20 protein-coding genes are annotated in these 20,754 nt (G+C 72.6%); 11 read left to right on the forward strand and 9 right to left on the reverse strand.

Translation table 11 applies throughout. The features are described 5' to 3' along the window. Window positions 1-5 precede the first annotated feature (5 nt). Window positions 6-1,130 carry a TIGR03364 family FAD-dependent oxidoreductase gene (locus tag ACZ7OY_RS31165; protein WP_471914512.1) on the reverse strand — a complete coding sequence of 375 codons (1,125 nt, stop codon included), beginning with the start codon at window positions 1,128-1,130 and terminating at the stop codon, window positions 6-8. A gap of 199 nt (window positions 1,131-1,329) precedes the next feature. Continuing rightward, a complete protein-coding gene (locus tag ACZ7OY_RS31170; RefSeq protein ID WP_471914513.1) occupies window positions 1,330-2,241 on the reverse strand; it encodes a LysR substrate-binding domain-containing protein in 912 nt (303 codons plus the stop codon). Window positions 2,242-2,311: 70 nt separating this feature from the next. Here ACZ7OY_RS31170 and ACZ7OY_RS31175 point away from each other — a divergent pair, with 70 nt between their 5' ends. From ACZ7OY_RS31175 to ACZ7OY_RS31185, 3 genes are read left to right on the forward strand one after another with little or no spacing between them, the layout of a single operon-like run. Then, entirely contained in the window at window positions 2,312-3,523 is a 1,212-nt protein-coding gene (locus ACZ7OY_RS31175; RefSeq protein ID WP_471914514.1) for a thiolase family protein, read from the forward strand. After that, the gene (locus ACZ7OY_RS31180; RefSeq protein ID WP_471914515.1) at window positions 3,520-4,215 is read left to right on the forward strand and encodes a 3-oxoacid CoA-transferase subunit A; all 696 of its coding nucleotides are present in this window, start codon (window positions 3,520-3,522) and stop codon (window positions 4,213-4,215) included. The genes ACZ7OY_RS31175 and ACZ7OY_RS31180 overlap by 4 nt, the downstream gene beginning before the upstream one ends. Continuing rightward, a complete protein-coding gene (locus ACZ7OY_RS31185; RefSeq protein ID WP_471914516.1) occupies window positions 4,212-4,898 on the forward strand; it encodes a 3-oxoacid CoA-transferase subunit B in 687 nt (228 codons plus the stop codon). The genes ACZ7OY_RS31180 and ACZ7OY_RS31185 overlap by 4 nt, the downstream gene beginning before the upstream one ends. A 75-nt stretch (window positions 4,899-4,973) precedes the next feature. Here ACZ7OY_RS31185 and ACZ7OY_RS31190 read toward each other — a convergent pair whose 3' ends face one another. After that, window positions 4,974-5,729 (reverse strand): GntR family transcriptional regulator, encoded by a 756-nt coding sequence (locus ACZ7OY_RS31190; RefSeq protein WP_471914517.1) that lies wholly within the window; start codon window positions 5,727-5,729, stop codon window positions 4,974-4,976. Window positions 5,730-5,834: 105 nt separating this feature from the next. Next, window positions 5,835-6,413, reverse strand: coding sequence for a TetR/AcrR family transcriptional regulator (locus ACZ7OY_RS31195; RefSeq protein ID WP_471914518.1), 579 nt, complete (start codon window positions 6,411-6,413; stop codon window positions 5,835-5,837). A gap of 85 nt (window positions 6,414-6,498) precedes the next feature. Between ACZ7OY_RS31195 and ACZ7OY_RS31200 the strand changes: the two genes are divergently transcribed. From ACZ7OY_RS31200 to ACZ7OY_RS31210, 3 genes are all read left to right on the forward strand, one after another. Further along, entirely contained in the window at window positions 6,499-7,431 is a 933-nt protein-coding gene (locus ACZ7OY_RS31200) for an SDR family oxidoreductase (protein ID WP_471914519.1), read from the forward strand. A gap of 240 nt (window positions 7,432-7,671) precedes the next feature. Next, window positions 7,672-9,741, forward strand: a complete 2,070-nt coding sequence (locus ACZ7OY_RS31205; RefSeq protein ID WP_471914520.1) for a galactose-binding domain-containing protein — start codon at window positions 7,672-7,674, stop codon at window positions 9,739-9,741. A gap of 67 nt (window positions 9,742-9,808) precedes the next feature. Continuing rightward, window positions 9,809-10,447 carry a TetR/AcrR family transcriptional regulator gene (locus ACZ7OY_RS31210; RefSeq protein WP_471914521.1) on the forward strand — a complete coding sequence of 213 codons (639 nt, stop codon included), beginning with the start codon at window positions 9,809-9,811 and terminating at the stop codon, window positions 10,445-10,447. Between the two features lie 23 nt (window positions 10,448-10,470). On the opposite strand, the gene ACZ7OY_RS31215 is transcribed toward ACZ7OY_RS31210, so the two are convergent. Then, window positions 10,471-11,670 carry a cytochrome P450 family protein gene (locus ACZ7OY_RS31215; RefSeq protein ID WP_471914522.1) on the reverse strand — a complete coding sequence of 400 codons (1,200 nt, stop codon included), beginning with the start codon at window positions 11,668-11,670 and terminating at the stop codon, window positions 10,471-10,473. A gap of 153 nt (window positions 11,671-11,823) precedes the next feature. Beyond that, window positions 11,824-12,759, reverse strand: coding sequence for an LLM class flavin-dependent oxidoreductase (locus ACZ7OY_RS31220; RefSeq protein WP_471914523.1), 936 nt, complete (start codon window positions 12,757-12,759; stop codon window positions 11,824-11,826). 105 nt (window positions 12,760-12,864) lie between these two features. Here ACZ7OY_RS31220 and ACZ7OY_RS31225 point away from each other — a divergent pair, with 105 nt between their 5' ends. The 3 genes from ACZ7OY_RS31225 to ACZ7OY_RS31235 all read left to right on the forward strand — a co-directional run bounded on the left by ACZ7OY_RS31225 (window position 12,865) and on the right by ACZ7OY_RS31235 (window position 17,294). Beyond that, complete coding sequence (locus ACZ7OY_RS31225; protein WP_471914524.1) at window positions 12,865-13,371, forward strand: MarR family winged helix-turn-helix transcriptional regulator; 507 nt, start codon at window positions 12,865-12,867, stop codon at window positions 13,369-13,371. 242 nt (window positions 13,372-13,613) lie between these two features. Next, window positions 13,614-14,474: a DMT family transporter gene (locus ACZ7OY_RS31230; RefSeq protein ID WP_471914525.1), complete on the forward strand. Its 861-nt coding sequence runs from the start codon at window positions 13,614-13,616 to the stop codon at window positions 14,472-14,474. A 114-nt stretch (window positions 14,475-14,588) separates the two neighbouring features. After that, a complete protein-coding gene (locus ACZ7OY_RS31235; RefSeq protein WP_471914526.1) occupies window positions 14,589-17,294 on the forward strand; it encodes a SpoIIE family protein phosphatase in 2,706 nt (901 codons plus the stop codon). Here ACZ7OY_RS31235 and ACZ7OY_RS31240 read toward each other — a convergent pair. Then, the gene (locus ACZ7OY_RS31240; protein WP_471914527.1) at window positions 17,291-18,505 is read right to left on the reverse strand and encodes a PP2C family protein-serine/threonine phosphatase; all 1,215 of its coding nucleotides are present in this window, start codon (window positions 18,503-18,505) and stop codon (window positions 17,291-17,293) included. The genes ACZ7OY_RS31235 and ACZ7OY_RS31240 overlap by 4 nt on opposite strands. A 271-nt stretch (window positions 18,506-18,776) precedes the next feature. On the opposite strand from ACZ7OY_RS31240, the gene ACZ7OY_RS31245 reads away from it, so the two are divergent. Next, complete coding sequence (locus tag ACZ7OY_RS31245; protein WP_471914528.1) at window positions 18,777-19,532, forward strand: SDR family oxidoreductase; 756 nt, start codon at window positions 18,777-18,779, stop codon at window positions 19,530-19,532. A 17-nt stretch (window positions 19,533-19,549) separates the two neighbouring features. Here ACZ7OY_RS31245 and ACZ7OY_RS31250 read toward each other — a convergent pair whose 3' ends face one another. Further along, the gene (locus ACZ7OY_RS31250) at window positions 19,550-19,807 is read right to left on the reverse strand and encodes a hypothetical protein (RefSeq protein ID WP_351607192.1); all 258 of its coding nucleotides are present in this window, start codon (window positions 19,805-19,807) and stop codon (window positions 19,550-19,552) included. Then, on the reverse strand, window positions 19,794-20,108 hold the full coding sequence (locus ACZ7OY_RS31255; RefSeq protein ID WP_471914529.1) for a DUF6400 family protein: 315 nt from the start codon (window positions 20,106-20,108) through the stop codon (window positions 19,794-19,796). The genes ACZ7OY_RS31250 and ACZ7OY_RS31255 overlap by 14 nt, the downstream gene beginning before the upstream one ends. Before the next feature lie 271 nt (window positions 20,109-20,379). On the opposite strand from ACZ7OY_RS31255, the gene ACZ7OY_RS31260 reads away from it, so the two are divergent. Continuing rightward, entirely contained in the window at window positions 20,380-20,745 is a 366-nt protein-coding gene (locus tag ACZ7OY_RS31260) for a YciI family protein (protein WP_471914530.1), read from the forward strand. Window positions 20,746-20,754 lie beyond the last annotated feature (9 nt).

Below are 20,754 nucleotides of genomic sequence, written 5' to 3' on the forward strand. Positions count from 1 at the left end.
TCCTGTCACCAGCCCAGTTCGTCGGCGGTCGTCTCGGCGATGGCGGGCGAGCAGGTCATGCCGCGCCCGCCGGGCCCGGTGACCAGCCAGACGCCGTCGCGCACCTGCTGTCGGTGCACGACCCGCCGGGTGTCGGTGCACTGTGCGTACACCCCGGCCCAGCGGCGCCGGATCTTCGGCAGCGGGCGGCCGAGGAGGGACTCCACGACACCGGTGAGGTGGTCGTAGGGGTCCTCGACGGTGTCGAAGGCGAAGGGGTGTTCGTACTCGTGGGTGTCGCCGATGGTCAGTCCGCCGTCGGCGCGCTGCACCATCAGCAGCTGCATCCGGTGCTCGGCGGCCGTCGGCGGCTGCGGCTGCCCGGCGTCGAGCCGGTCCAGGGCCGGTGACGCGTACGCCGGGTAGTAGCGGAAGCTGTCGGCGTCGGCGACCGAGGTGGTCAGCGGCTCGCCCAGCGGGTCGGTCTGCATCATCTGCAACCGCACGCGGCGCACGGGCAGTTCGGGGCCGGCGAGTTCACGGACCAGGCCGCCGAGCCAGGCGCCGGTGCACAGGACGACCGCGTCGGCGCGGTGGACGTCCCCGTGGTCGTCGCGGACGGTGGCCGGGCCGGTCACCTCGCGGACCTCGCGGCCGGGCAGGAACCGGTACGCGGGGGACTTCAGCAGCTCGGCGCGCAGGGCCAGCTGGGCGGTGCGCGGCTCGACCGCCGCGTCCCGCTCGCAGTACAGGGCCGCGGTGAATTCGCCGCGCAGGGCGGGGTTCAGGGCGCGCGCCTCGTCCGGGGTGAGCAGCTTGTAGCCGCGGGCGGCGGCGTCCGCGCGGGCCACCGCGGCCTCGGCGACGGCGAGTTCGAGCTCTCCCCGGACGGGGGTCAGGGAGCCGTTGGGCCGGAAGCCCACGGCGGGTACGCGGGCGCCGATCTCCTCCCACAGCTCCCGTGCGCGCAGGGCGGTGTCGAGCTCCTCGCCACCGGCTCTGCCACTGACCCAGATCTGACCGAAGTTGCGCAGCGATGCGCCCCGGGCCTCCTTCTCTCGCTCGATCTGTACGACCTCATGGCCGCGCTGAACTGCTTGCCAGGCGTGCATGGTGCCGACCACGCCGCCTCCGACGACTGTCACTCTCACGTCGCTCACGCTCCTCCCGGTCGGGGAACCGGAAAGGTCCGCTTCCCAACGAGAGCGTGAACGAGGCATCACTATTGGGCTAGACCCGTTATCGTTCCGTGATAAATGCGGGCTCCGGCGACGGACGATCGCGAGGTCCGGGAACGACGACGGTGCCCGGGTCGCGGGACCCGGGCGCCATCGCCGTGCCTCGGCCTCGTCAGCCGGCCGGCCCGGTGTCGGCCGTGGGCGGGAAGAGCTGCCGGATCACCCCGACGGTCCGCAGCAGATGCGGTTCGGACCGGTCGGCGCGGTGCGCGACGGCCAGCTCGACGGTGGTGACCGGCTCGACCAGCGGCAGATAGACCACGCCGGGCAGGGTCAGCGCCGTCACCGGCTCGGGTGCGACGGCCGCCCCGAGCCCGCCCGCCACCAGGGTGATCAGCGTCGAGGTCTCGCCGACCTCGTGCCGGATCCGGGGCTCGACCCCGGCGTCGCGCAGCACCCGCAGGACGACGTCGTACATCACGGAGCGGCGGTCCGCCGAGTGCACGATCAGGTCGGTGCCCGCGAGGTCCGCGGCCCGCACCCGCGGCCGCCCCGCGAGGGCGTGGTCGGCCGGCAGCGCCACCACCAGCCGGTCGCGGCGCAGCAGGCGCACGACGAGCGAGGGATCCGCGGCCGGCGGGCGCAGCAGGGCGACATCGATGGCACCCGTGCGCAGGCCCTCCGCCTGGTCCGGCGCGAGCATCTCGCCCCGGAAGGAGAAGTCGACCCCGGGCAGCTCCGCGGCCAGGTGCCGGGAGAGCGTGGGCAGCAGGCTGTACGTCGCCGACCCCACGCAGCCGATCGCGAGGCGGCCCACGACACCGGCGGCGACCCGGCGGGCCAGGTCGGCCGCCTCGTCGACCTCCGCCAGGATGTCCCGCGCCCGCTCCAGGTAGGCGCGGCCCGCCTCGGTGAGGTCCACCCGGCGGGTGGTGCGGTCCAGCAACTGGACCCCGAGCTCGGTCTCCAGCCGGCGGATCGCCTGCGACAGCGGAGGCTGCGCCATGTGCAGCCGCTCGGCGGCCCGGCCGAAATGGCGCTCCTCGGCGACCGCGACGTAGTAGCGAAGGTGACGAAGATCCATATCGCACACATCTCAATCGCTCGCCATATTGATACTTCACCCTATCGACAGCCGCGCCTACGGTGGCGACATGAGTGCATATCTCTACGCCGCGACCCGCACGCCCTTCGGAAAGTTCAACGGCGCGCTGGCCGGCATACGCCCCGACGACCTGGCCGCTGCCGCGATCACCGGTCTCCTCGCCCGGACCCCCGACCTCGACCCGGCAGCGGTCGACGAGGTCGTCTGGGGCAACGCCAACGGCGCCGGGGAGGACAACCGCAACGTCGGCCGGATGGCCGCGCTGCTGGCGGGCCTGCCCACCAGCGTGCCGGGCACGACCGTCAACCGGCTGTGCGGCTCCTCCCTCGACGCCGCCCTCATCGGGTCACGCGCCATCGAGACCGGCGACGCCGACATCGTCCTGGTCGGTGGCGTGGAGTCGATGACCCGGGCGCCCTGGGTGCTGCCCAAACCCGCCAGGGGCTTCCCCGCGGGGGATGTGACCGCGGTCTCGACCACGCTCGGCTGGCGGCTGGTCAACCCGCGCATGCCCAAGGAGTGGACCGTCTCGCTCGGCGAGTGCAACGAGCAGCTCCAGGAGCGGTTCGGCGTCAGCCGCGAGCGCCAGGACGCGTTCGCCGCCCGCTCGCACCGCCTCGCCCACCAGGCCTGGGAGAGCGGCTTCTACGACGGCCTCGTCACACCGGTCGAGGGGCTGGCCCGCGACGAGGGCATCCGGCCCACGACGACGCCGGAGGTGCTCGCCGGGCTCAAGCCGTCGTTCCGCCCGGAGGGCACGATCACCGCAGGCAACTCCTCGCCGCTGTCGGACGGCGCCTCGGCGGTCCTGCTCGGCAGCGCGGAGGCGGCCGGCACGATCGGCCGCGAGCCGATCGCCCGGATCGTCGGCCGCGGCGCGAGCGGAGTCGACCCGCAGGACTTCGGCTACGCCCCGGTCGCGGCGGCCGCCCAGGCGCTGCGCCGGGCGGGCATCGGCTGGGACCAGGTCGGCGCGGTGGAGCTCAACGAGGCGTTCGCCGTGCAGTCGCTGGCCTGTGTCGACACCTGGCTGAAGGACGGGCTGCGCGACCCCGAACTGGTCAACCAGAAGGGCGGCGCGATCGCGCTCGGGCACCCGCTGGGCGCCTCCGGCGGCCGCGTCCTGGGCTCCCTCGCCGCGGTGCTGCGCGAGCGCGGCGAGCGGTACGGCGTCGCGGCGATCTGCATCGGCGTGGGCCTCGGCCTGGCCGTCGTCCTCGAGAACCTGGACAGCACGCAGAACACGGGGGCCGGGGCATGAGCCGCGCACGGGTACTGGAGACCTGCGACGAGGCGGTCGCGGGCATCGAGGACGGCTCCACCGTCCTGGTCGGCGGCTTCGGCTTCGCCGGTATGCCCTTCGACCTCGTCGACGCCCTCATCCGCCAGGGGGCGAAGGACCTCACGGTGGTGTCCAACAACGCGGGCAACGGCGAGGTCGGCCTCGCCGCGCTGCTCAAGGCCGGCCGGGTACGGAAGGTCGTCTGCTCGTTCCCGCGGCAGTCCGACTCCTACGTCTTCGACGGACTCTACCGGGCCGGGAAGATCGAGCTGGAGGTCGTGCCGCAGGGCAACCTGGCGGAGCGGATGCGCGCGGCCGGCGCGGGCATCGGCGCGTTCTTCAGCCCGACCGGCGTCGGCACGCCGCTGGCCGAGGGCAAGGAGACCCGTGTCATCGACGGCCGCACCCATGTGCTGGAGTACCCGATCAAGGGCGACTACGCGCTCATTGCCGCGCACCGGTCGGACCTGATGGGCAACCTGGTCTACCGCAAGACCGCCCGCAACTTCGGGCCCGTCATGGCCACCGCCGCCACCACCACGATCGTGCAGGCCGACGAGGTCGTCGCGCTCGGGGAGATCGATCCGGAGACCGTCGTCACGCCGTCCATCCACGTCGACCGGATCGTCCGGGTCGAGTCCCGCCACTACACCGTCCAGGGGGCACGATGAGCACCTCGACACCCGCCACGACCACCGTGGTCGAGCACCTCGACCGTGGACCGCTGTCCCTGGACGAACTCGCCGCCGTCATCGCCCGGGACATTCCCGAGGGCTCCTACGTCAACCTCGGCATCGGGCAGCCCACCAGGATCGCCGACCATCTGCCGGCGGACCGCGGGGTCGTCCTGCACACCGAGAACGGCATGCTCAACATGGGCCCGGCCGCCGTCGGCGACGAGATCGACCCGGACCTCACCAACGCGGGCAAGGTGCCGGTCACCGAACTGCCGGGGGCGGCGTACTTCCACCACGCCGACTCCTTCGCGATGATGCGCGGCGGCCATCTCGACGTCTGTGTGCTCGGCGCCTTCCAGGTGAGCGTCGACGGCGACCTCGCCAACTGGCACACCGGCAGGCCCGACGACATCCCCGCCGTCGGCGGCGCCATGGACCTCGCCATCGGCGCGAAGGAGGTCCTCGTGATGATGACGCTCTTCACCAAGACCGGCGCGCCCAAACTCGTCCCGTCCTGCACCTACCCGCTGACCGGCCTGCGCTGCGTCAGCCGGGTCTACACCGACCACGCCACCTTCGACATCACGCCGGACGGTGCGCGCCTGCGGGAGACGTGGGGGAGCACGGCGGCCGACCTGGCCGCGCGGCTCGACGGGATCGTCCCGCCGCACGGGTGACGGCGGCTGGGACAGGTCCTGGGCCCGGCCGCCCGGCCGCCCGGTCGGTGGGGCCGGGCCGGGCGGGCCCTGGAGTCAGTCCTTCAGATGGGCCGTGAAGGAGAACCGGTCCCCGCGGTAGAGGCTGCGCACCCGCTCCAGCGGGCGCCCCTGGGTGTCCCGTGACACACGGTGGATCAGCAGCATCGGCAGCGCGGGCGGGGTCCCGATCAGCAGCGCCTCGCGCGGGGTGGCCAGCACGGTCTCGATGCGCTCGTCCGCGTCGCCGAACCCGATGCCCTGGTCGTGGAGGTAGGCGTAGAAGGAGGAGTCGGGCTCGAAGTCGCTGTCGAGGCGGGGCGCGCGGGCCACGGCGACGTACGTGCTCTCCAGGCCGACCCGTTCGTCGTCGGCCAGCAGCACACGCTCCAGATGCCAGACGGGCTCGCCCCGGGTCAGCCCGGTCTCGGCGGCGAGCGCGTCGGGGCAGGGGAAGCGGTCCAGGCCGACGAGCGTACGGCCGGGGGTGCGCCCTTGGCGCCGTACGCCTTCGGTGTAACTGGCCAGCGACAGCGGCTGCTCCAGTTTGGGCCCCGCGACCACGGTTCCCCGGCCCTGTCGGCGCAGCTTCCCCTCCAGCACCAGTTCGCGCAGGGCCTGCCGGACGGTCTCGCGGGCGACGTCGTACCGCTCGGAGAGATCGCGCTCGGTGGGGATGAGATTGCCCTCGCCGAGTTCGTCGACGAGCACGGCGATCTCCGCCTTGACCGCGTAGTACTTCGGAATGCGCCCGTGCTCCGGAATACCGGAGCGGACGGGGGCGCCGGGGGCCTGGTCGTTCGGGTAGTCCACGCAGAGATCGTCGCAGACGCGCGGACCCGGCTCGGCGGCGCCCGCGCACCGGGCCGACGAGGGGCGGCCGTACGAGGGTTCGGCCCGGTGTGCGCACCGGGCCGGTCAGGAGGTCCGGCCGCCCGCGGTCACGGCCTTGAGCGCGTCCAGCGACTCCCTCATCAGCGGCGCCATCTCGCGCTGCTCGCCCGGCGAGACCCAGCGCTCGAAGCCGACCTTGAAGACGGCGACACCCGCCTCGGCGGTCAGGCTCGCGGCGGGCTCCGGGACGCCGCGTGCGCGCAGGGCGTCGGCGAGCGCGGCCGACATCGAGGCGAGTTTGATCAGTTCGCGCTCCTGGAGTTCCGCGTTCGCCGTGATCACGGCCTGGCGCTTGCGCGCGAAGTCGCGACGGTCGACGAACATCTCGCTGGCCGCGTCCAGTCCCAGTGCCAGCGCGTCGATCGGTGTCGTGGCCGGCGGAGCCTCGGTGACCGCCTGTACGAACAGGTCCTGCAACGAGGGCGACGCGCCGCCGAAGAGCACCTCGCGCTTGTCGGCGTAGTGCCGGAAGAAGGTGCGCTCGGTGAGCCCGGCGCGCTTGGCGATCTCGGCCACCGTCGTCTGTTCGTAGCCGCGCTCGCCGTAGAGCTCCAACGCGGCCTTGGCCAGGCGTCCGCGCGCGTCCGGCTCCCATCTACCCATGGCCGGATTCTACGCGATGACAGCGACTGACATCAGTGTTAGCTTTGATGACAGCAACTGACATCAACAGTCTGGGGTGCTTCCCATGCGTATCTTCGTCACCGGTGCGTCCGGCTGGATCGGCTCCGCCCTCGTTCCCGAACTCATCGGGGAGGGGCACCGGGTCGTCGGCCTCGCCCGTTCCGACGCCTCGGCGGCCGCGCTCGCCGCGGCCGGTGCCGAGGTGGTCCGCGGCACCATCGACGACCTCGACGTCCTGCGGGACGCGGCCCTCGCCTCGGACGGGGTGGTCCACCTCGCCTTCAAGCACGACATCGCCTTCAGCGGCGACTTCGCGGGCGCCGCCGAGGCCGACCGGCGCGCCGTCGACGTCTTCGGTGACGCGCTCGCCGGCACCCACCGCCCGTTCGTCCTCGCCTCCGGGCTGGCCGGCCTCGCGCCGGGGCGCGCGGCGACCGAGCGCGATGTGCCCGCGACCGAGGGCGGGCCGGTCTCGATGCGGGCGGTCACCGCGCTCGCGACGCTCGAACTCGCCTCGCGCGGGGTGCGCGCGTCCGTGGTGCGGCTGTCTCCGACCTGTCATGGCGAGGGGGACAACGGCTTCATGGCGACCCTGGTCGCCATCGCCCGCGCCAAGGGCGTCTCCGGCTACCTCGGCGACGGCGCCAACCGCTGGCCGGCCGTCCACCGCCTCGACGCCGCACGGCTGTTCCGCCTCGCGGTCGAGCGGGCCCCGGCCGGCTCGGTGCTGCACGGGGTCGCGGAGGAGGGCGTCGCGATCCGCGACGTCGCCGAGGTGATCGGCCGCCACCTCGGCGTGCCGACCGTCTCGGTGGCCCCGGAGGACGCGGCCGAGCACTTCACCTGGCTCGGTGCCTTCGTCGGCATGGACGTTCCGGCCTCGAACGCCCTGACCCGGGACCTGCTCGACTGGCGGCCGACCCACCCCGCCCTTCTCGAAGACCTCGACAAGGGCCACTACTTCCACACCGCCACGGACGCCACCGCCACGGCCTGACCCTCCCCGCCCGGGGCGGTCCGGCCGCCCGCCGGCCGCCCCGGAGGTCACGGCCTCCGGCCCGTGCCCGCTCACTGATGGCCCATCAGGTCAACCGTCCCGGACTCTTGACTCGTCAAGCGCCGGTGGTCATGCTCGTCGAAAGTTTTGCGCCGGTCATGACAAGCCAGGCCAGGGTCGGGGACGACCGCACACGGCCACGGCCTGACCCGTCGACCGTGCCATCCCCCCGACCAAGGGATGTGGGCAGTGAGCAGGACCGGACGCACCAACCGCGGACGCCGTCATTTCACCGTTTTCTCCTTGTTCCTCCTCGTGCTCGTCATGGCCCTCGGCCCCACGCCGAGCTCGGCGGCAGGCACCGACTGGTGGATCCCGACGGCACGGCCCGCGCCGGACTCGCAGATCGGCGTCACGGGCGAGCCGTTCAAGGGCGTCGGCGCCCAGGGAGAGGTACGCGGCTTTGTCGACGCGCACGACCATCTGATGGCGAACGAGGGCTTCGGCGGGCGGCTCATCTGCGGCAAGCCGTTCTCGGACGCGGGGATCGCCGACGCGCTCAAGGACTGTCCCGAGCACTACCCCGACGGCTCGCTCGCGATCTTCGACTACATCACCCGCGGCGGTGACGGCAAGCACGACCCGGTCGGCTGGCCCACCTTCAAGGACTGGCCCGCCCACGACTCGCTGACCCACCAGCAGAACTACTACGCCTGGGTCGAGCGGGCCTGGCGCGGCGGCCAGCGGGTGCTCGTCAACGACCTCGTCACCAACGGCGTGATCTGCTCGGTGTACTTCTTCAAGGACCGCGGCTGCGACGAGATGACGTCGATCCGGCTCCAGGCGAAACTCACCTACGACCTCCAGGCGTACATCGACAAGATGTACGGCGGCACCGGCAAGGGCTGGTTCCGGATCGTCACCGACAGCGCGCAGGCCCGCTCGGTGATCGAGCAGGGCAAGCTCGCGGTGGTCCTGGGGGTGGAGACGTCCGAACCGTTCGGCTGCAAGCAGATCCTGGACATCCCGCAGTGCAGCAGGGCCGACATCGACGCCGGACTCGACGAGCTGTACGGGCTCGGCGTGCGCAGCATGTTCCTGTGCCACAAGTTCGACAACGCGCTGTGCGGGGTCCGCTTCGACGAGGGCGGACTCGGAACGGCCATCAACGTCGGGCAGTTCCTGTCGACCGGCACCTTCTGGAAGACCGAGAAGTGCACCGGCCCCCAGCACGACAACCCCATCGGCACCGCCGCCTCCGCCGCGGAGAAGGACCTGCCCGCGGGCGTGGCCGTCCCCGCCTACGACACGGACGCGCAGTGCAACACCCGCGGCCTGACCGACCTCGGCGAGTACGCCGTACGCGGCATGATGAAACGCAAGATGATGCTGGAGATCGACCACATGAGCGTCAAGGCGGTCGGCCGGGCGCTCGACATCCTGGAGGCCGACTCGTATCCCGGCGTGATCTCCTCGCACAGCTGGATGGACCTGAACTGGACCGAACGGGTCTACGGCGTCGGCGGATTCATCGCCCAGTACATGCACGGCTCCGAGGGGTTCACCGCGGAGGCCAGGCGCACGAAGGCGCTGCGCGACAAGTACGACGTGGGCTACGGCTATGGAACGGACATGAACGGCGTCGGCGGCTGGCCGGCACCGCGCGGCGCCGACGCCCCGAACAAGGTCACGTACCCCTTCAGGAGCGTCGACGGCGGTTCCGTCATCGACCGGCAGACGACCGGGCAGCGCACCTGGGACCTGAACACCGACGGAGCCGCGCACTACGGCCTCGTACCGGACTGGATCGAGGACATCCGGCTGGTCGGCGGCCAGGACGTGGTGGACGATCTCTTCCGGGGCGCCGAGTCCTACCTCGACACCTGGGGAGCGGCGGAACGGCACCGGGCGGGCGTCGACCTGGCCAGGGGCGCCGCGGCCACGGCCAGTTCGGCGGAGTGGAACCCGTTCACCAGCTACGCGCCGGGCCGGGCGGTGGACGGCACGCGCGACACCCGCTGGGCCAGCGACTGGAGCGACGACCAGTGGCTGCGTATCGACCTGGGCGACACGTACCTGGTCAAGCGCGTCACCCTCGATTGGGAGCGCGCGTACGGGAAGTCGTACCGCATCGAGCTCTCCACCGACGGGACGACCTGGCGGACCGCATGGTCCACCGACTCCGGTGACGGCGGCCTGGACACGGCCCGGTTCGACGGCAGCCCGGCCCGCTACGTCCGGATCCACGGCCTGGGCCGCGGCACCGGCTGGGGGTACTCGCTCTACGACGTGGGCGTGTACGGAAGTTGACCACGGCCGTGGCTCCCCGGCCGATCCCGGGGGGCCACGGGCGGCGACGAGTGCGAAGGGCACACGGATGGCGCGGATGCCGTCGGCCGAACGACGACGACAGCTGACGGAAGCGGCGATCAGGGCGATGACCCGGGACGGCGTCGACAGGACGACGACCCGGTCCATCGCCGCCGAGGCGGGCGTGTCGCTGAGCGTCTTCCACTACTGCTTCGACTCCAAGCAGGCCCTGGTGGAGTCCGTCATCACGACCATCACCGACCACTCCGTGAGCGTCGTCAAGCAGGCCCTGCGGCCGCGCGACACCCTGGAGGAGACCGTGCGGGCGGGGTTCCAGGCGTACTGGGACCACGTCCGCGCCCACCCCGCCGAGCACATGCTCACCTACGAGCTGACGCAATACGCCCTGCGCCGGGCGGAGTTCGCGCATCTGGCCCGCAGGCAGCACGAACTGTACGGCGACGTCTACGCCGAACTCATCGGCAGCCTCTGCCGCACCATGGGTCTTCGGCTCCGCGTGCCCCTCCCGGTTCTGGCCCGCTACCTGGCGGCCATGACCGACGGACTCACGCTCCACTACCTCGTGCTCGGTGCGCAGACCGACTGGGACGGCATCCTGGACACGGTCACCGCCCATGTCGTCGGCCTGGTGCAGGACGAGGCCCGGCCGGGCCCCTTGACCGGCCGGACCTCGTCGGAGGTCTGAGCGCCGAACCGTACGGGCAGGCTCTAGGCGCCGAACCGTACGGGCAGGCTGCGCGGGCCGCGGATCAGCATCCCCTGGCGCCAGCCGATCGCCGCGGGGTGGATGTCCAGCGTCAGGTCGGGACAGCGTTCCAGCAGGCTCCTGACGGCGATGCGTGCCTCCAGCCGGGCCAGCGGAGCGCCCAGGCAGTAGTGGATGCCATGGCCGAACGCCACATGGCCGCGGGCGTCACGCGAGATGTCGAAGCGGTCGGGGGAGGCGAAGCGGGCGGGATCGCGGTTGGCGTCCGCGATGGCGACGAGGACGAGTTCCCCGCCGGCCGGGATCACCGTGCCGCCGATCGTCACCGGCTCGGTGGTGAAGCGGAACGTGGGGGTCTCCACCGGGCCGTCGTAGCGCAGCATCTCCTCCACCGCGGCGTCGATGAGGGAGAAGTCAGCGCGCAGCGCCGCCAGTTGATCGGGATGGGTGAGCAGGGCGAGCACGCCGTTGGAGATGAGGTTCACGGTCGTCTCGTGCCCGGCGACGAGCAACAGCCAGGCCATGCCGACGAGTTCCTCACGGGACAGCCGGTCACCGCTCTCGTCCGAACCGTGGATCAGCGCGCTCAGCAGATCCTGCCCGGGCGGCCGCTCGCGCTTGCCGTCGACCAACTCCCCGATGAACCGCGCCATCGAGGTCGCGGCGGCCTTGCGCTGTCCGGCGTCGGTGGCGCCGAGCGCGTCGTTCGACCAGGTCCTGAAGGACTCCCGGTCCAGGTCCGGGACGCCGAGGAGTTCACAGATCACCGAGATGGGCAGCGGGAAGGACAGCGCCTCGACGAGGTCGGCGCGCCCGTCCGGGACGGCGAGCATCCGGTCCAGCAGCGCGTCGGTGGTCTCCTGGACGCGCGGGGCGAGTTCGTCCACCCGGCGGGGCGTGAACTCCCGGGCGACCAGCCTGCGCAGCCGGGTGTGGTCGGGCGGGTCGGCCCTGAGCATGTGCGGGCCGGAGGACACGGCGCTCAGGGGAAGGGCGGGGGACGCCTTGCCCCAGTCCTTCGAGAGCCGTGGATCGGCCAGCGCGGCACGCCCCTCCTCGTGTCCGACGACGAGCCAGGCCTGCGCGCCTCCTTCCGGCATCCGGATCCGGTGCACCGGACCCTGGGCCCGTAACTTCGCGTAGACGGGATACGGGTCGCGGGTGAAGGACTCACCGAGCGCGGCGAGATCGACGATGCTCAAGCGGTACCACCTCACTGGGCTGGCTGGGCTGGCTGGGCTGGCTGGGCTGGCTGGGCTGGTGGGCCGCGGTCCGGCGGGAGAGCCCGGAGCGGCGGGGCGGGCGGACGGTGACGGCGGCCGGGCGGAAGCCCGTCGACTCTAACGCGTCCGGTGTCATCCCGGGACTCCGGTCAACTCCCGGACGGGCGTGATGATCTCGTCGACGAGACGGCGTGCAGCGCGTGGCGGATAGGGGCCGCGCAGGCCGAGGACGATGTGGTCGAAGCCCGCCGAGACGAGCGCCGCGACGGCCTTGCGGTCCGCGGCCGGCTCGTCGTGGGAGACGAGGTACTGCACCGAGCGGGTGAGCGTACGCGGATCACGGCCGATGGCCGCGCAGTGGCCGTCCAGCACCCGCATGCGCTCGGCGACGTGCTGCGCCGAGTGGTGCGGCGGCCCGGGAATGTTCCAGATGTCGGCCTCCTCGGCGACCAGGCGCAGCATCCGGGTTCCCCAGCCGCCGATCAGCAGCGGCGGGCCCGGCCGCTGCACGGGCTTGGGGTTGTTGCGGTTGCCGCTCAGGGTGTGGTGCTCGCCCCGGAAGTCGAAGACGTCCTGCGTCCACATGCCCTTGAGGATGGCTATGGTCTCCGCCAGACGGGAGATGCCCTCCGCGGGCGGGACCAGGTCGAGGCCGTAGGCCGCGTACTCCGCCGCCGCGGGGTTGGCTCCCGCGATACCGGCCGTCCCGGGCGGCTGCACGGTGCCGCCCACGCCGAGGCCCATGACCAGACGGCCGCCGGAGATCACGTCGACCGTCGTGGCGATCTTGCCGAGCACGGCGGGCGGTCGGATCCGGTTGCTCGTCACCAGCAGACCCAGGCGCAGCCGCCGGGTCCGGGCCGCCAGCGCGGCGAGCAGGGTCCACCCTTCGAGCACGGGTCCGTCCTCGGGTCCCGCGACCGGCATCAGGTGGTCCCACAGCCAGGCGTCCGCGATCTCGGGGAGCTCGTCGGCCTCCTGCCAGACCCGCGCGATCGCCTCGTAGGGCACGTGCTGCGGAGTGGTCTTGATCCCGAACGTCACCGGGCCGCGCTGCTGCTCGGACATGGCTGTCACTCGCCCCTTCTCGGTCTGCCGTCACCCCGACGGCATATCGTCAGTATAGTTAATCATCAGCGGAACTGACTATCAGTTCCTGGATACACTGGTGTCGTGACCCACGACGACGGCTCGGACGACGGCTTGCCAGACCCCTCGGCGGTGCTCGCCGGCCGCCTCGGCTACCTGCTCAAGCACGCACAGCTGCGGCTGGCCGAGGAGTCCGCCCGCGCGCTGGCGCCGTTCGGCGTCGACGGCCGCGAACTGGCGGTCCTCGCCGTGCTCGCGGGGGACCGTCCGCTGTCCCAGGCGGAGGCCGCGGCCGCGCTGGGGGTCGACCGGACGACCATGGTGGCCCTCGTCGACACGCTGGAGGGGAAACGGTTCGTCGAGCGGCGCCGCAGTGCCCAGGACCGGCGCAGGAACATCGTGGAGCTGACGCCGGAGGGCCGGGACCGCTTCCGTGCCGCCGAACGGGCCCGTCTGGAAGGGGAGCGTCGCTTCCTCGCTCCGCTGTCCGGCCCGGACGCCGGCCACTTGATCCGCACCTTGCAGACCCTCGTCGGGCGCGGGGAGCGGGACGGTGCGGAGCAGGGCGCCCCGGCGGGGCGGGGCGAGTGAGCAGGCGGGCCCCGGCGCCCGGGAAGGCCGGGCGGCCGGCTCTCCCGGTGTGATCGGCGGCCGGCTCTCCCGCTGTGACCGGTGGCCGGTCCGCGTGGCGCTCGGGTGGCCGGTCCGCGTGGCGCTCGGGTGGTCGGTTCGCGTGGCGCTCGGGTGGTCGGTTCGCGTGGCGCTCGAGTGGTCGGTTCGCCGCCGGTTTCCGAAACTGGGGCGGGGGCCGTCTCGCGGACAGGTGACCGAAGGTGATCGAGCTGGCTGCGGTGTTCGCGGTCGCGGGCGCCCTGAGCAATGCCACCGGGACCGCGTTCCAGCGCAAGGCCGCGTCGGACAGCAGCCGCAGCGGGCTGCGGCTGCTGCTCGAACTGATGCACAAACCCGCATGGCTGATCGGCATCGCGGGCGTGGCCGGGGCCGCGCTCTTCCAGGCTCTCGCGCTGATCAACGGACCGCTCGCCCTGGTCCAGCCGCTGTTCATCCTGGAACTGCCGTTCGCCCTGCTCATCGGGGCGCACCTGCTGCACCGCCGACTGCCGGGCACGGGCTGGCGCGGGGTGTGCGGTGTGGTCGTGGGCCTCGGTGTCGCCCTGGCCGCGGCCGCACCGCACGGCGCCGGAAACCAGGCCGCCGTCGTCCGCTGGGTGCCCGCGCTCGTGCTGTGTCTGGGCGCGATGGGCGTGGCCGTGGCCGTGACCCGCCCGGGGCGTCCGGCGGCCTTCCGGGCCGCGGTGCTGGCGGCGGCCGCCGCGATCGGCAACGCCCTGACGGCCGCGCTGCTCAAGTCCGCCGCGGGCACCTTCGCCGACGCCGGCCTCCCGGCGTTCCTCCGCTCCTGGCAGACGTACGGGTTCGCGCTCACCGGGATCGCCGCCGTCGTGCTGCTGGAGAACTCGCTCCAGGCCGGCCCGCTGGCCGCCGCCCAGCCGGCGCTGACCGTCGGGGACGCGGCGGTGAGCCTGGCGCTGGGGATTTTCCTGTTCGGCGAGGAGATCCGGACCGGCTGGTGGCTGGTCCCCGAGGTGCTGGGCGTCGTGCTGATCGTGCTGGGCGTGGTGGACCTGAGCCGGGCGGTGCCACGGATCGTGCCCGTCCCGCGCGACGGCTGACCCGTTCCCGCGCGACGGCTGACCCGTCCCCGCGCGACGGGCGGATCCGGGGGCGCCGGCCGCCCCGCGGGTGCGGACGTGGCCCCCCGGGATCACCAGTGCTACAAAGGTCACATGGCGAATCGTTTCGCCGATTTTCGACGCCGCTGGCTCGGACGCCTGGCCGGCAAGAGCCCCCGCAGCGTGGCGGGGCAGGTGCTGGTGCTCCAAGCGGCCCTGGTCGTCCTGCTGGTGGCCTGCGGCGTAGTGGCGGTCTTCCTCCAGTCGGAGCGGGACACCAAGGCCGAGGCCGAGCGCCGTTCCGTGGCGGTGGCGCAGGCCTACGCGCACTCGCCCGGCGTCCTGGCGGCCGTGCAGAGCCCGGACCCGACCAAGATCCTCCAACCGCTCACCGAGGCGGGGCGCAAGGCGGCCGGGGTCGACTTCATCGTGGTCATGGACACCAAGGGCATCCGTTACACCCACCCGCTGCCGAGCCGCATCGGCAAGCAGTTCGTCGGCAACATCGAGCCCTCGCTGCACGGACAGGTGTACACGGAGAGCGTCCGCGGGCCGCTGGGCCACGAGGTGCAGGCCATCGTCCCGGTCGAGAACTCCGACGGCCACGTCGTCGCCCTGGTGGCCGCCGGACTGAAGGTCAAGAACGTCACCGGCGCGGTGGACCGGCAACTCCCGATCATCCTGGGCACCGGGATCGCGGCCCTGGTGCTGGCCACCGGCGGCACGGTCCTGGTCGCCAGACGGCTGCGACGGCAGACCCACAGCCTGGCCCCGGACGAGATGAGCCGCATGTACGACCATCATGACGCGGTGCTGCACTCCGTACGCGAAGGCGTGCTCATCGTCGGCGGCGACGGACGGCTGCTGCTGGCGAACGACGAGGCAGTCCGGTTGCTGAGCCTGCCGCCGGACGCCGACGGCCGGCTCGTGACGGACCTGCCCCGCCTCGCCCCCGAGCTGCGGTCGCTGCTCGCGTCCGGCCGCGAGGCCTCCGACGAGGTGTACTTCGCCGGGGAGCGCCTGCTCGCGGTCAACCAGCGGCCCACGGACCGCGACGGCGGCCCCAAGGGGACGGTGGTGACCCTGCGCGACTCCACCGAACTCCAGGCGGTGACCGGCAGGGCCGAGATCGCGCGCGAGCGACTCAAGCTGCTGTACGACGCGGGCCTGGGCATCGGCACCACCCTGGACGTGCTGCGCACCGCCGACGAGCTGGCGCACGTGGCGGTCCCGCGGTTCGCGGACTACGTCACCGTGGACCTGGCCGATGGCGTGCTGCACGGCGAGGAGCCGGCCGCCACGGCGACCGGCATGCGGCGCACGGCCGTGTACGGGGTCAGGGACGACCACCCGCTCTACGAGAAGGGACGGCTGATCGACTTCGTGCCGTCCACCCCGCAGGCCCGCGGCTACGGCACGGGCCGTTCCGAACTGGTGGCCGACCTGACGACGGCCACCGGCTGGCACGCCCAGGACCCCGAACGCACCCGGCGGATCCTCGACTACGGCATCCGGTCCCTCATCACCGCCCCGATCCGGGCCCGCGGTGTGGTGCTGGGCATGGCCAACTTCTGGCGCTCCACGCAGCACGCGCCCTTCGACGAGGAGGAGGTGTCGCTGGCGGAGGAGCTCGTGGCCCGTGCCGCGGTCAGCCTCGACAACGCCCGCCGCTACGCCCGCGAGCACGCGCTGGCGGTCACCCTCCAGCGCAGTCTGCTGCCCAGGGCCCTGCCCGAGCAGAGCGCGCTGGAGGTCGCCTACCGCTACCTGCCCGCCCAGTCGGGGGTCAGCGGCGACTGGTTCGACGTGATTCCGCTGCCGGGCGGCCGGGTCGCGCTGGCCGTCGGCGACGTGGTCGGTCACGGCCTGCACGCCGCCGCGACGATGGGGCGGCTGCGCACGGCGGTGCACAACTTCTCCGCACTCGACCTGCCGCCCGACGAGCTGCTCAGCCATGTCGACGACCTGGTCGGCCGCATGGACCAGGAGGAGGCGGACACGGAGAGCGTCGCCGGCGTCATGGGCGCCACCTGCCTGTACGCGATCTACGACCCCGTGACGCGCCGCTGTGTCATGGCACGGGCGGGGCACCTGGCCCCGGCGCTCGTGTGCCCGGACGGCACCGCCACCTTCCCCGACCTGCCGGCCGGGCCTCCGCTGGGCCTGGGCGGCCTGCCGTTCCAGACCGCCGAGCTGGAACTCGCCGAGGGCACCCAGCTCGTCCTGTACACCGACGGACTCATCGAGGACCGCAGACGCGACCTCGACGAGGGCATGCAGCTGCTCGCCGACGCGCTGGCGGGCCACCCCGAGCGCACCCCCGAGGAGAGCTGCCAGGCGGTCCTGGACGCGCTGCTGCCCGACCGCCCCAAGGACGACGTCGCCCTGCTCGTCGCCCGTACCCGCGGCCTGCCGCCCGAACGGATCGCCGACTGGGACGTGCCCGGCGAGCCGGCCGCCGTCGGGGCGATGCGCGAGGCCGTGACCGGCAGGCTGGAGGAGTGGGGCCTGTTCGAGCTCGGCTTCGTGCTGGAGCTGATCCTGAGCGAACTCGTCACCAACGCCATCCGCTACGGCTCCGAGCCGATCCATGTGCGTCTGATCCACGACCGCGCCCTGATCTGCGAGGTGGCCGACGGCAGCAGCACCTCGCCGCATCTGCGGTACGCCGCGACGACGGACGAGGGCGGCCGGGGCCTGTTCCTGGTGTCGCAGATGTCCGAACGCTGGGGTACGCGTTACACCCCGCAGGGCAAGGTGATCTGGGCCGAGCTGGCACTGCCGGCGGAGACCGGGGATCCCGGTCCGGAGCCGGGTTAACCGAGGTCGCGGCTCCCCTCGTGGTCGGCAGGGGGCTTGCGGGGCTCCTGGGTGCGGTACGCGGCGAGGGCGGCGGTGTCGTCGTCCAGGGTCCCGCCGGTGTGCGCGAGCAGATCCTCGTGGAGACGGTCCAGCAGCGCGCGGGGTTCGAGGAAGCCCCACGACCGCACCCGGTCGAGGAGGGGATAGAAGTTCCTGCCCTCGTCGCGGGCCTCGGTCACACCGTCGGTGTAGAGCAGGAGCAGATCGCCGGGACGGAAACGCCGTACGTCCACCCGGTGGTGGTCGTCGACCAGCACACCGAGGTTGACGGGTGGCGAGGGATCGTCCGGCTCCAGCTCGAAGACGCCGTCGTGGCTGATGAGCAGGGGCGGCGGGTGACCGCAGTTGACGATACGGACCACGGGCTCGTGATCGGGGATCTCGGCGAACACCGCCGTGACGAAGCGTTCGCCCACCTCGCTGCCGGGCGGGAGCAGGGTCGCCCTGCGGTTCATGCTCGCCTCGACCCGGCGGGCCACCGCGGTGAGGTCGGATTCGTCGTGGGCGGCCTCGCGGAAGGCGCCGAGCATCGTCGCCGCCGTCTCCACCGCGACCAGGCCCTTGCCCCGGACGTCGCCGATGAGCAGGCGCACCCCGTACGGACTGGGCACCGCCTCGTACAGGTCGCCGCCGATGCGCGCCTCCGCGGCGGCGGACAGGTAGAGGGTCTCCACCCTGATCGGCCCGAGGCGGTGGGGCACCGGGCTCAGCAGCACCTGCTGCGCGGTCTCGGCCACGGAACGCACGGACGCCAGGGTCCGCTCCCGGCGGATCCGGTGGGCGGCGAGGATCGTGCCGAGCACCCCGAGCAGGGCGGTGCAGATGTACGCGAACACATAGTGGCGGTCCCACAGGTACCCCACCTCACGGCCCGCGCAGCACGGAGTGCCGGCCAGGACGGCCTCGAACCCGACGGCGAACACCGTGACCGCGGCGACGGCGACGGGACCGTGGGAGAAGGCGGCGATCACGGGGAGGGCGGTGAGCAGGAAGCTCACCGGCCACTGCACCGGGGTGAGGGGTTCGAGAGCCAGGATCACCACGACGTAGCCGGCCGGCAGCCAGCGCACCCACCGCGGCTCCGTCTGCCGCCGCCGCCGTGCGTCGACGTCCTCGGGCCGCCCGCCGCGGTCCCGGCGGAGGGCCCTGCGGATCCGGTCACGCGGCACGAGAACTCCCGGCGGGGCTTGATCACGACGACCGCGCTGATGCGGCCCACCTGCTTCTCCCGAACTATGCCCGAACCATGCGCATCGGGATCTTTCGGGCAATCCTACGATGCCCGGTGGGCGCGGTGAGGGAGGCCGACGCCATCGCACGGAGGCCGCCCCGCCCTGTGGCGACGGGCTGCCGTGCAGGCTGCGGGCGGGCCGGTGCACAGGCGGACGACGGCCCGGAGCACGACAATGGACACAGGCCGAACCCCGGACGGAGGCACGGATGACGGACCGCGAGAGCAGCACGTACCGTCCGCCCGGCCTCGCCGGCCAGACCGTCGTGGTGATCGGAGGCAGCTCGGGAATCGGCCTGGAGACCGCCCGCAGGGTGCGTGGAGAGGGCGGACGGCTGGTTCTGGTCGGCCGCAACCCCGAGCGGCTGCGGCAGGCGGAACTCGAACTCGAACCGCAGGGCACGGCGGCGTTCGACGCCACCGACAACGTCCGCCTCGGGCAGTTCTTCGAAAGCCTGTCCGGGCCGGTCGACCACGTCATGGTCACCGCGGGCGCACCCGCCTACTCGCCCCTGGCGGACATGGACCTCGACGCCGTCCGCCGGGACATCGCCGATCGCCTCGTGATGGCCCTCGGCGTCGCCCGCTACAGCCGTGACCGGGTCCGGGCCGGAGGCACGCTGCTGTTCATCGGCGGCACCGGTGGCCGGCGTCCGGCCGTCGGCATGAGCGTCGTGTCCGCCATGACCGCCGCACTGCCCGCCCTGGTCGCGAACCTCGCCCTGGAGATCGCGCCGGTCCGGGTCAACCTGATCGCCGCCGGATTCGTCGACACGCCGCTGTCGGCCTCGCTTCTGGGCGATCAGCTGGAGTCCCGGCGCGAGGAGCTGCGCACCACACTGCCCATCCGGCGGGTCGTCGGACCGCAGGACGTCGCGGCCCTGGCCGTACACCTCATGGTCAACGAGGCGCTCACCGGGGCGACGTACGACATCGACGGCGGCCAGCAGCTTCTTCCGCACTGACCGCCGGTTTCCACCGGTCACTCGTGCCGAAGGCCGCCGATGGTCCGCTCGGACACGGAACGGGTGGCTCCGAAGCCGGTCTCGTGCTCCCACACATGGGTGCAGGACGGGCACTGGAGGTGCAGCACGCTGCCGGTGTGGGCGAGGAGGTAGCGCCAGTGCACCGAGCAGGTGCGCCCGTCCGCGCAGGTGTCGCACGCGCGGTGGTCGGCGCAGCTCGGGCATGGCACCCAGGCCCGGCGGCCGCGGTCCGCCTGCGGATCAAGGGGCAGCACGGCCGTCTCCTCTGCGGGGGAGGACACCGGCCGCGACAAGATCGTCGTACACGCGCTGCTGTTCTGCGTCGAGCCCGGAGTACAGCAGCGCGTACGCCGCGTCCTCGCCCTCCAGTGCCGCCACGGGGTCCCAGTCGGAGCCGAGGGCGTCCAGCACATGGGCGCGGCGCAGCATCTCGTGCGAGGTCAGGTCCACGGAGAAGTCGGTCAGGGCGGCGCTGTCCGGCGGGCTCGCCTCGGGCCCGCGCGGCTCGACCGGGCCGTCCGGATCGTCGGGGATGTGAGGAACATGCGGGGACATGACGCCGAACTTAGGTAGGCCTTCGCGCATTGGGCAAGGGCAGGTGGGGGACCTCACACCGGGGCCGACCGCGACCGGACGGGGTCGGGACGGGCTTTCCAGGTCCGTTTTCGCGTCGTCGCCGCCGCCACCACCACTGCCGCCGCCGCCGTCACCGCCGTCGGTCGCGGGATTGCGGGCAGGGCGGCCGGGCCGCGCCGGGCCGGGCCGGGCCGGAGTGACGATGTGCCGTTCGGCTGTGTCCGCCGGGCCGCGCTGCCAGGATCGGGGCATGAAGTACATGGTGCTGATGTACGCCGATCCCGTCGCCACCGAGGCGATGACCGCGGCGGAGCGGGCCGATGTGTTCCGCAGACACGAAGCGCTCCACCAGGACCTCGCGGAATCGGGGGAGCTGCTCAACGGAGCCGGTCTCGCCTATCCGAGGGACACGACGACGATGCGGTGGCGGGGCGAGGGGGCCACCGTCACGGACGGGCCGTTCGGCGCGGGGGTCGAACAGCTGACGGCCTATTACGTGATCGACTGCGCGAGCCCGGAGCGGGCCCGCGAGATCGCCGGTCGTGTCCTCGACTTCCATGTCGTGGCGGTCGAGGTGCGACCGGTGCACGACGCGTTCGGCATGGCCGGGCGCTGACCCGCCCTG

The sequence above is a fragment of the Streptomyces sp. NPDC107559 genome (assembly GCF_055657365.1).

Excerpts from the sequence above, each read along its gene's own strand:
- ACZ7OY_RS31170 (WP_471914513.1), bottom strand. The coding sequence starts at position 2,241 with ATGGATCTTCGTCACCTTCGCTACTACGTCGCGGTCGCCGAGGAGCGC.
- ACZ7OY_RS31175 (WP_471914514.1), top strand. The coding sequence starts at position 2,312 with ATGAGTGCATATCTCTACGCCGCGACCCGCACGCCCTTCGGAAAGTTC.
- ACZ7OY_RS31180 (WP_471914515.1), top strand. The coding sequence starts at position 3,520 with ATGAGCCGCGCACGGGTACTGGAGACCTGCGACGAGGCGGTCGCGGGC.
- ACZ7OY_RS31185 (WP_471914516.1), top strand. The coding sequence starts at position 4,212 with ATGAGCACCTCGACACCCGCCACGACCACCGTGGTCGAGCACCTCGAC.
- ACZ7OY_RS31195 (WP_471914518.1), bottom strand. The coding sequence starts at position 6,413 with ATGGGTAGATGGGAGCCGGACGCGCGCGGACGCCTGGCCAAGGCCGCG.
- ACZ7OY_RS31200 (WP_471914519.1), top strand. The coding sequence starts at position 6,499 with ATGCGTATCTTCGTCACCGGTGCGTCCGGCTGGATCGGCTCCGCCCTC.
- ACZ7OY_RS31205 (WP_471914520.1), top strand. The coding sequence starts at position 7,672 with ATGTGGGCAGTGAGCAGGACCGGACGCACCAACCGCGGACGCCGTCAT.
- ACZ7OY_RS31210 (WP_471914521.1), top strand. The coding sequence starts at position 9,809 with ATGGCGCGGATGCCGTCGGCCGAACGACGACGACAGCTGACGGAAGCG.
- ACZ7OY_RS31220 (WP_471914523.1), bottom strand. The coding sequence starts at position 12,759 with ATGTCCGAGCAGCAGCGCGGCCCGGTGACGTTCGGGATCAAGACCACT.
- ACZ7OY_RS31235 (WP_471914526.1), top strand. The coding sequence starts at position 14,589 with ATGGCGAATCGTTTCGCCGATTTTCGACGCCGCTGGCTCGGACGCCTG.
- ACZ7OY_RS31245 (WP_471914528.1), top strand. The coding sequence starts at position 18,777 with ATGACGGACCGCGAGAGCAGCACGTACCGTCCGCCCGGCCTCGCCGGC.
- ACZ7OY_RS31255 (WP_471914529.1), bottom strand. The coding sequence starts at position 20,108 with ATGTCCCCGCATGTTCCTCACATCCCCGACGATCCGGACGGCCCGGTC.
- ACZ7OY_RS31260 (WP_471914530.1), top strand. The coding sequence starts at position 20,380 with ATGAAGTACATGGTGCTGATGTACGCCGATCCCGTCGCCACCGAGGCG.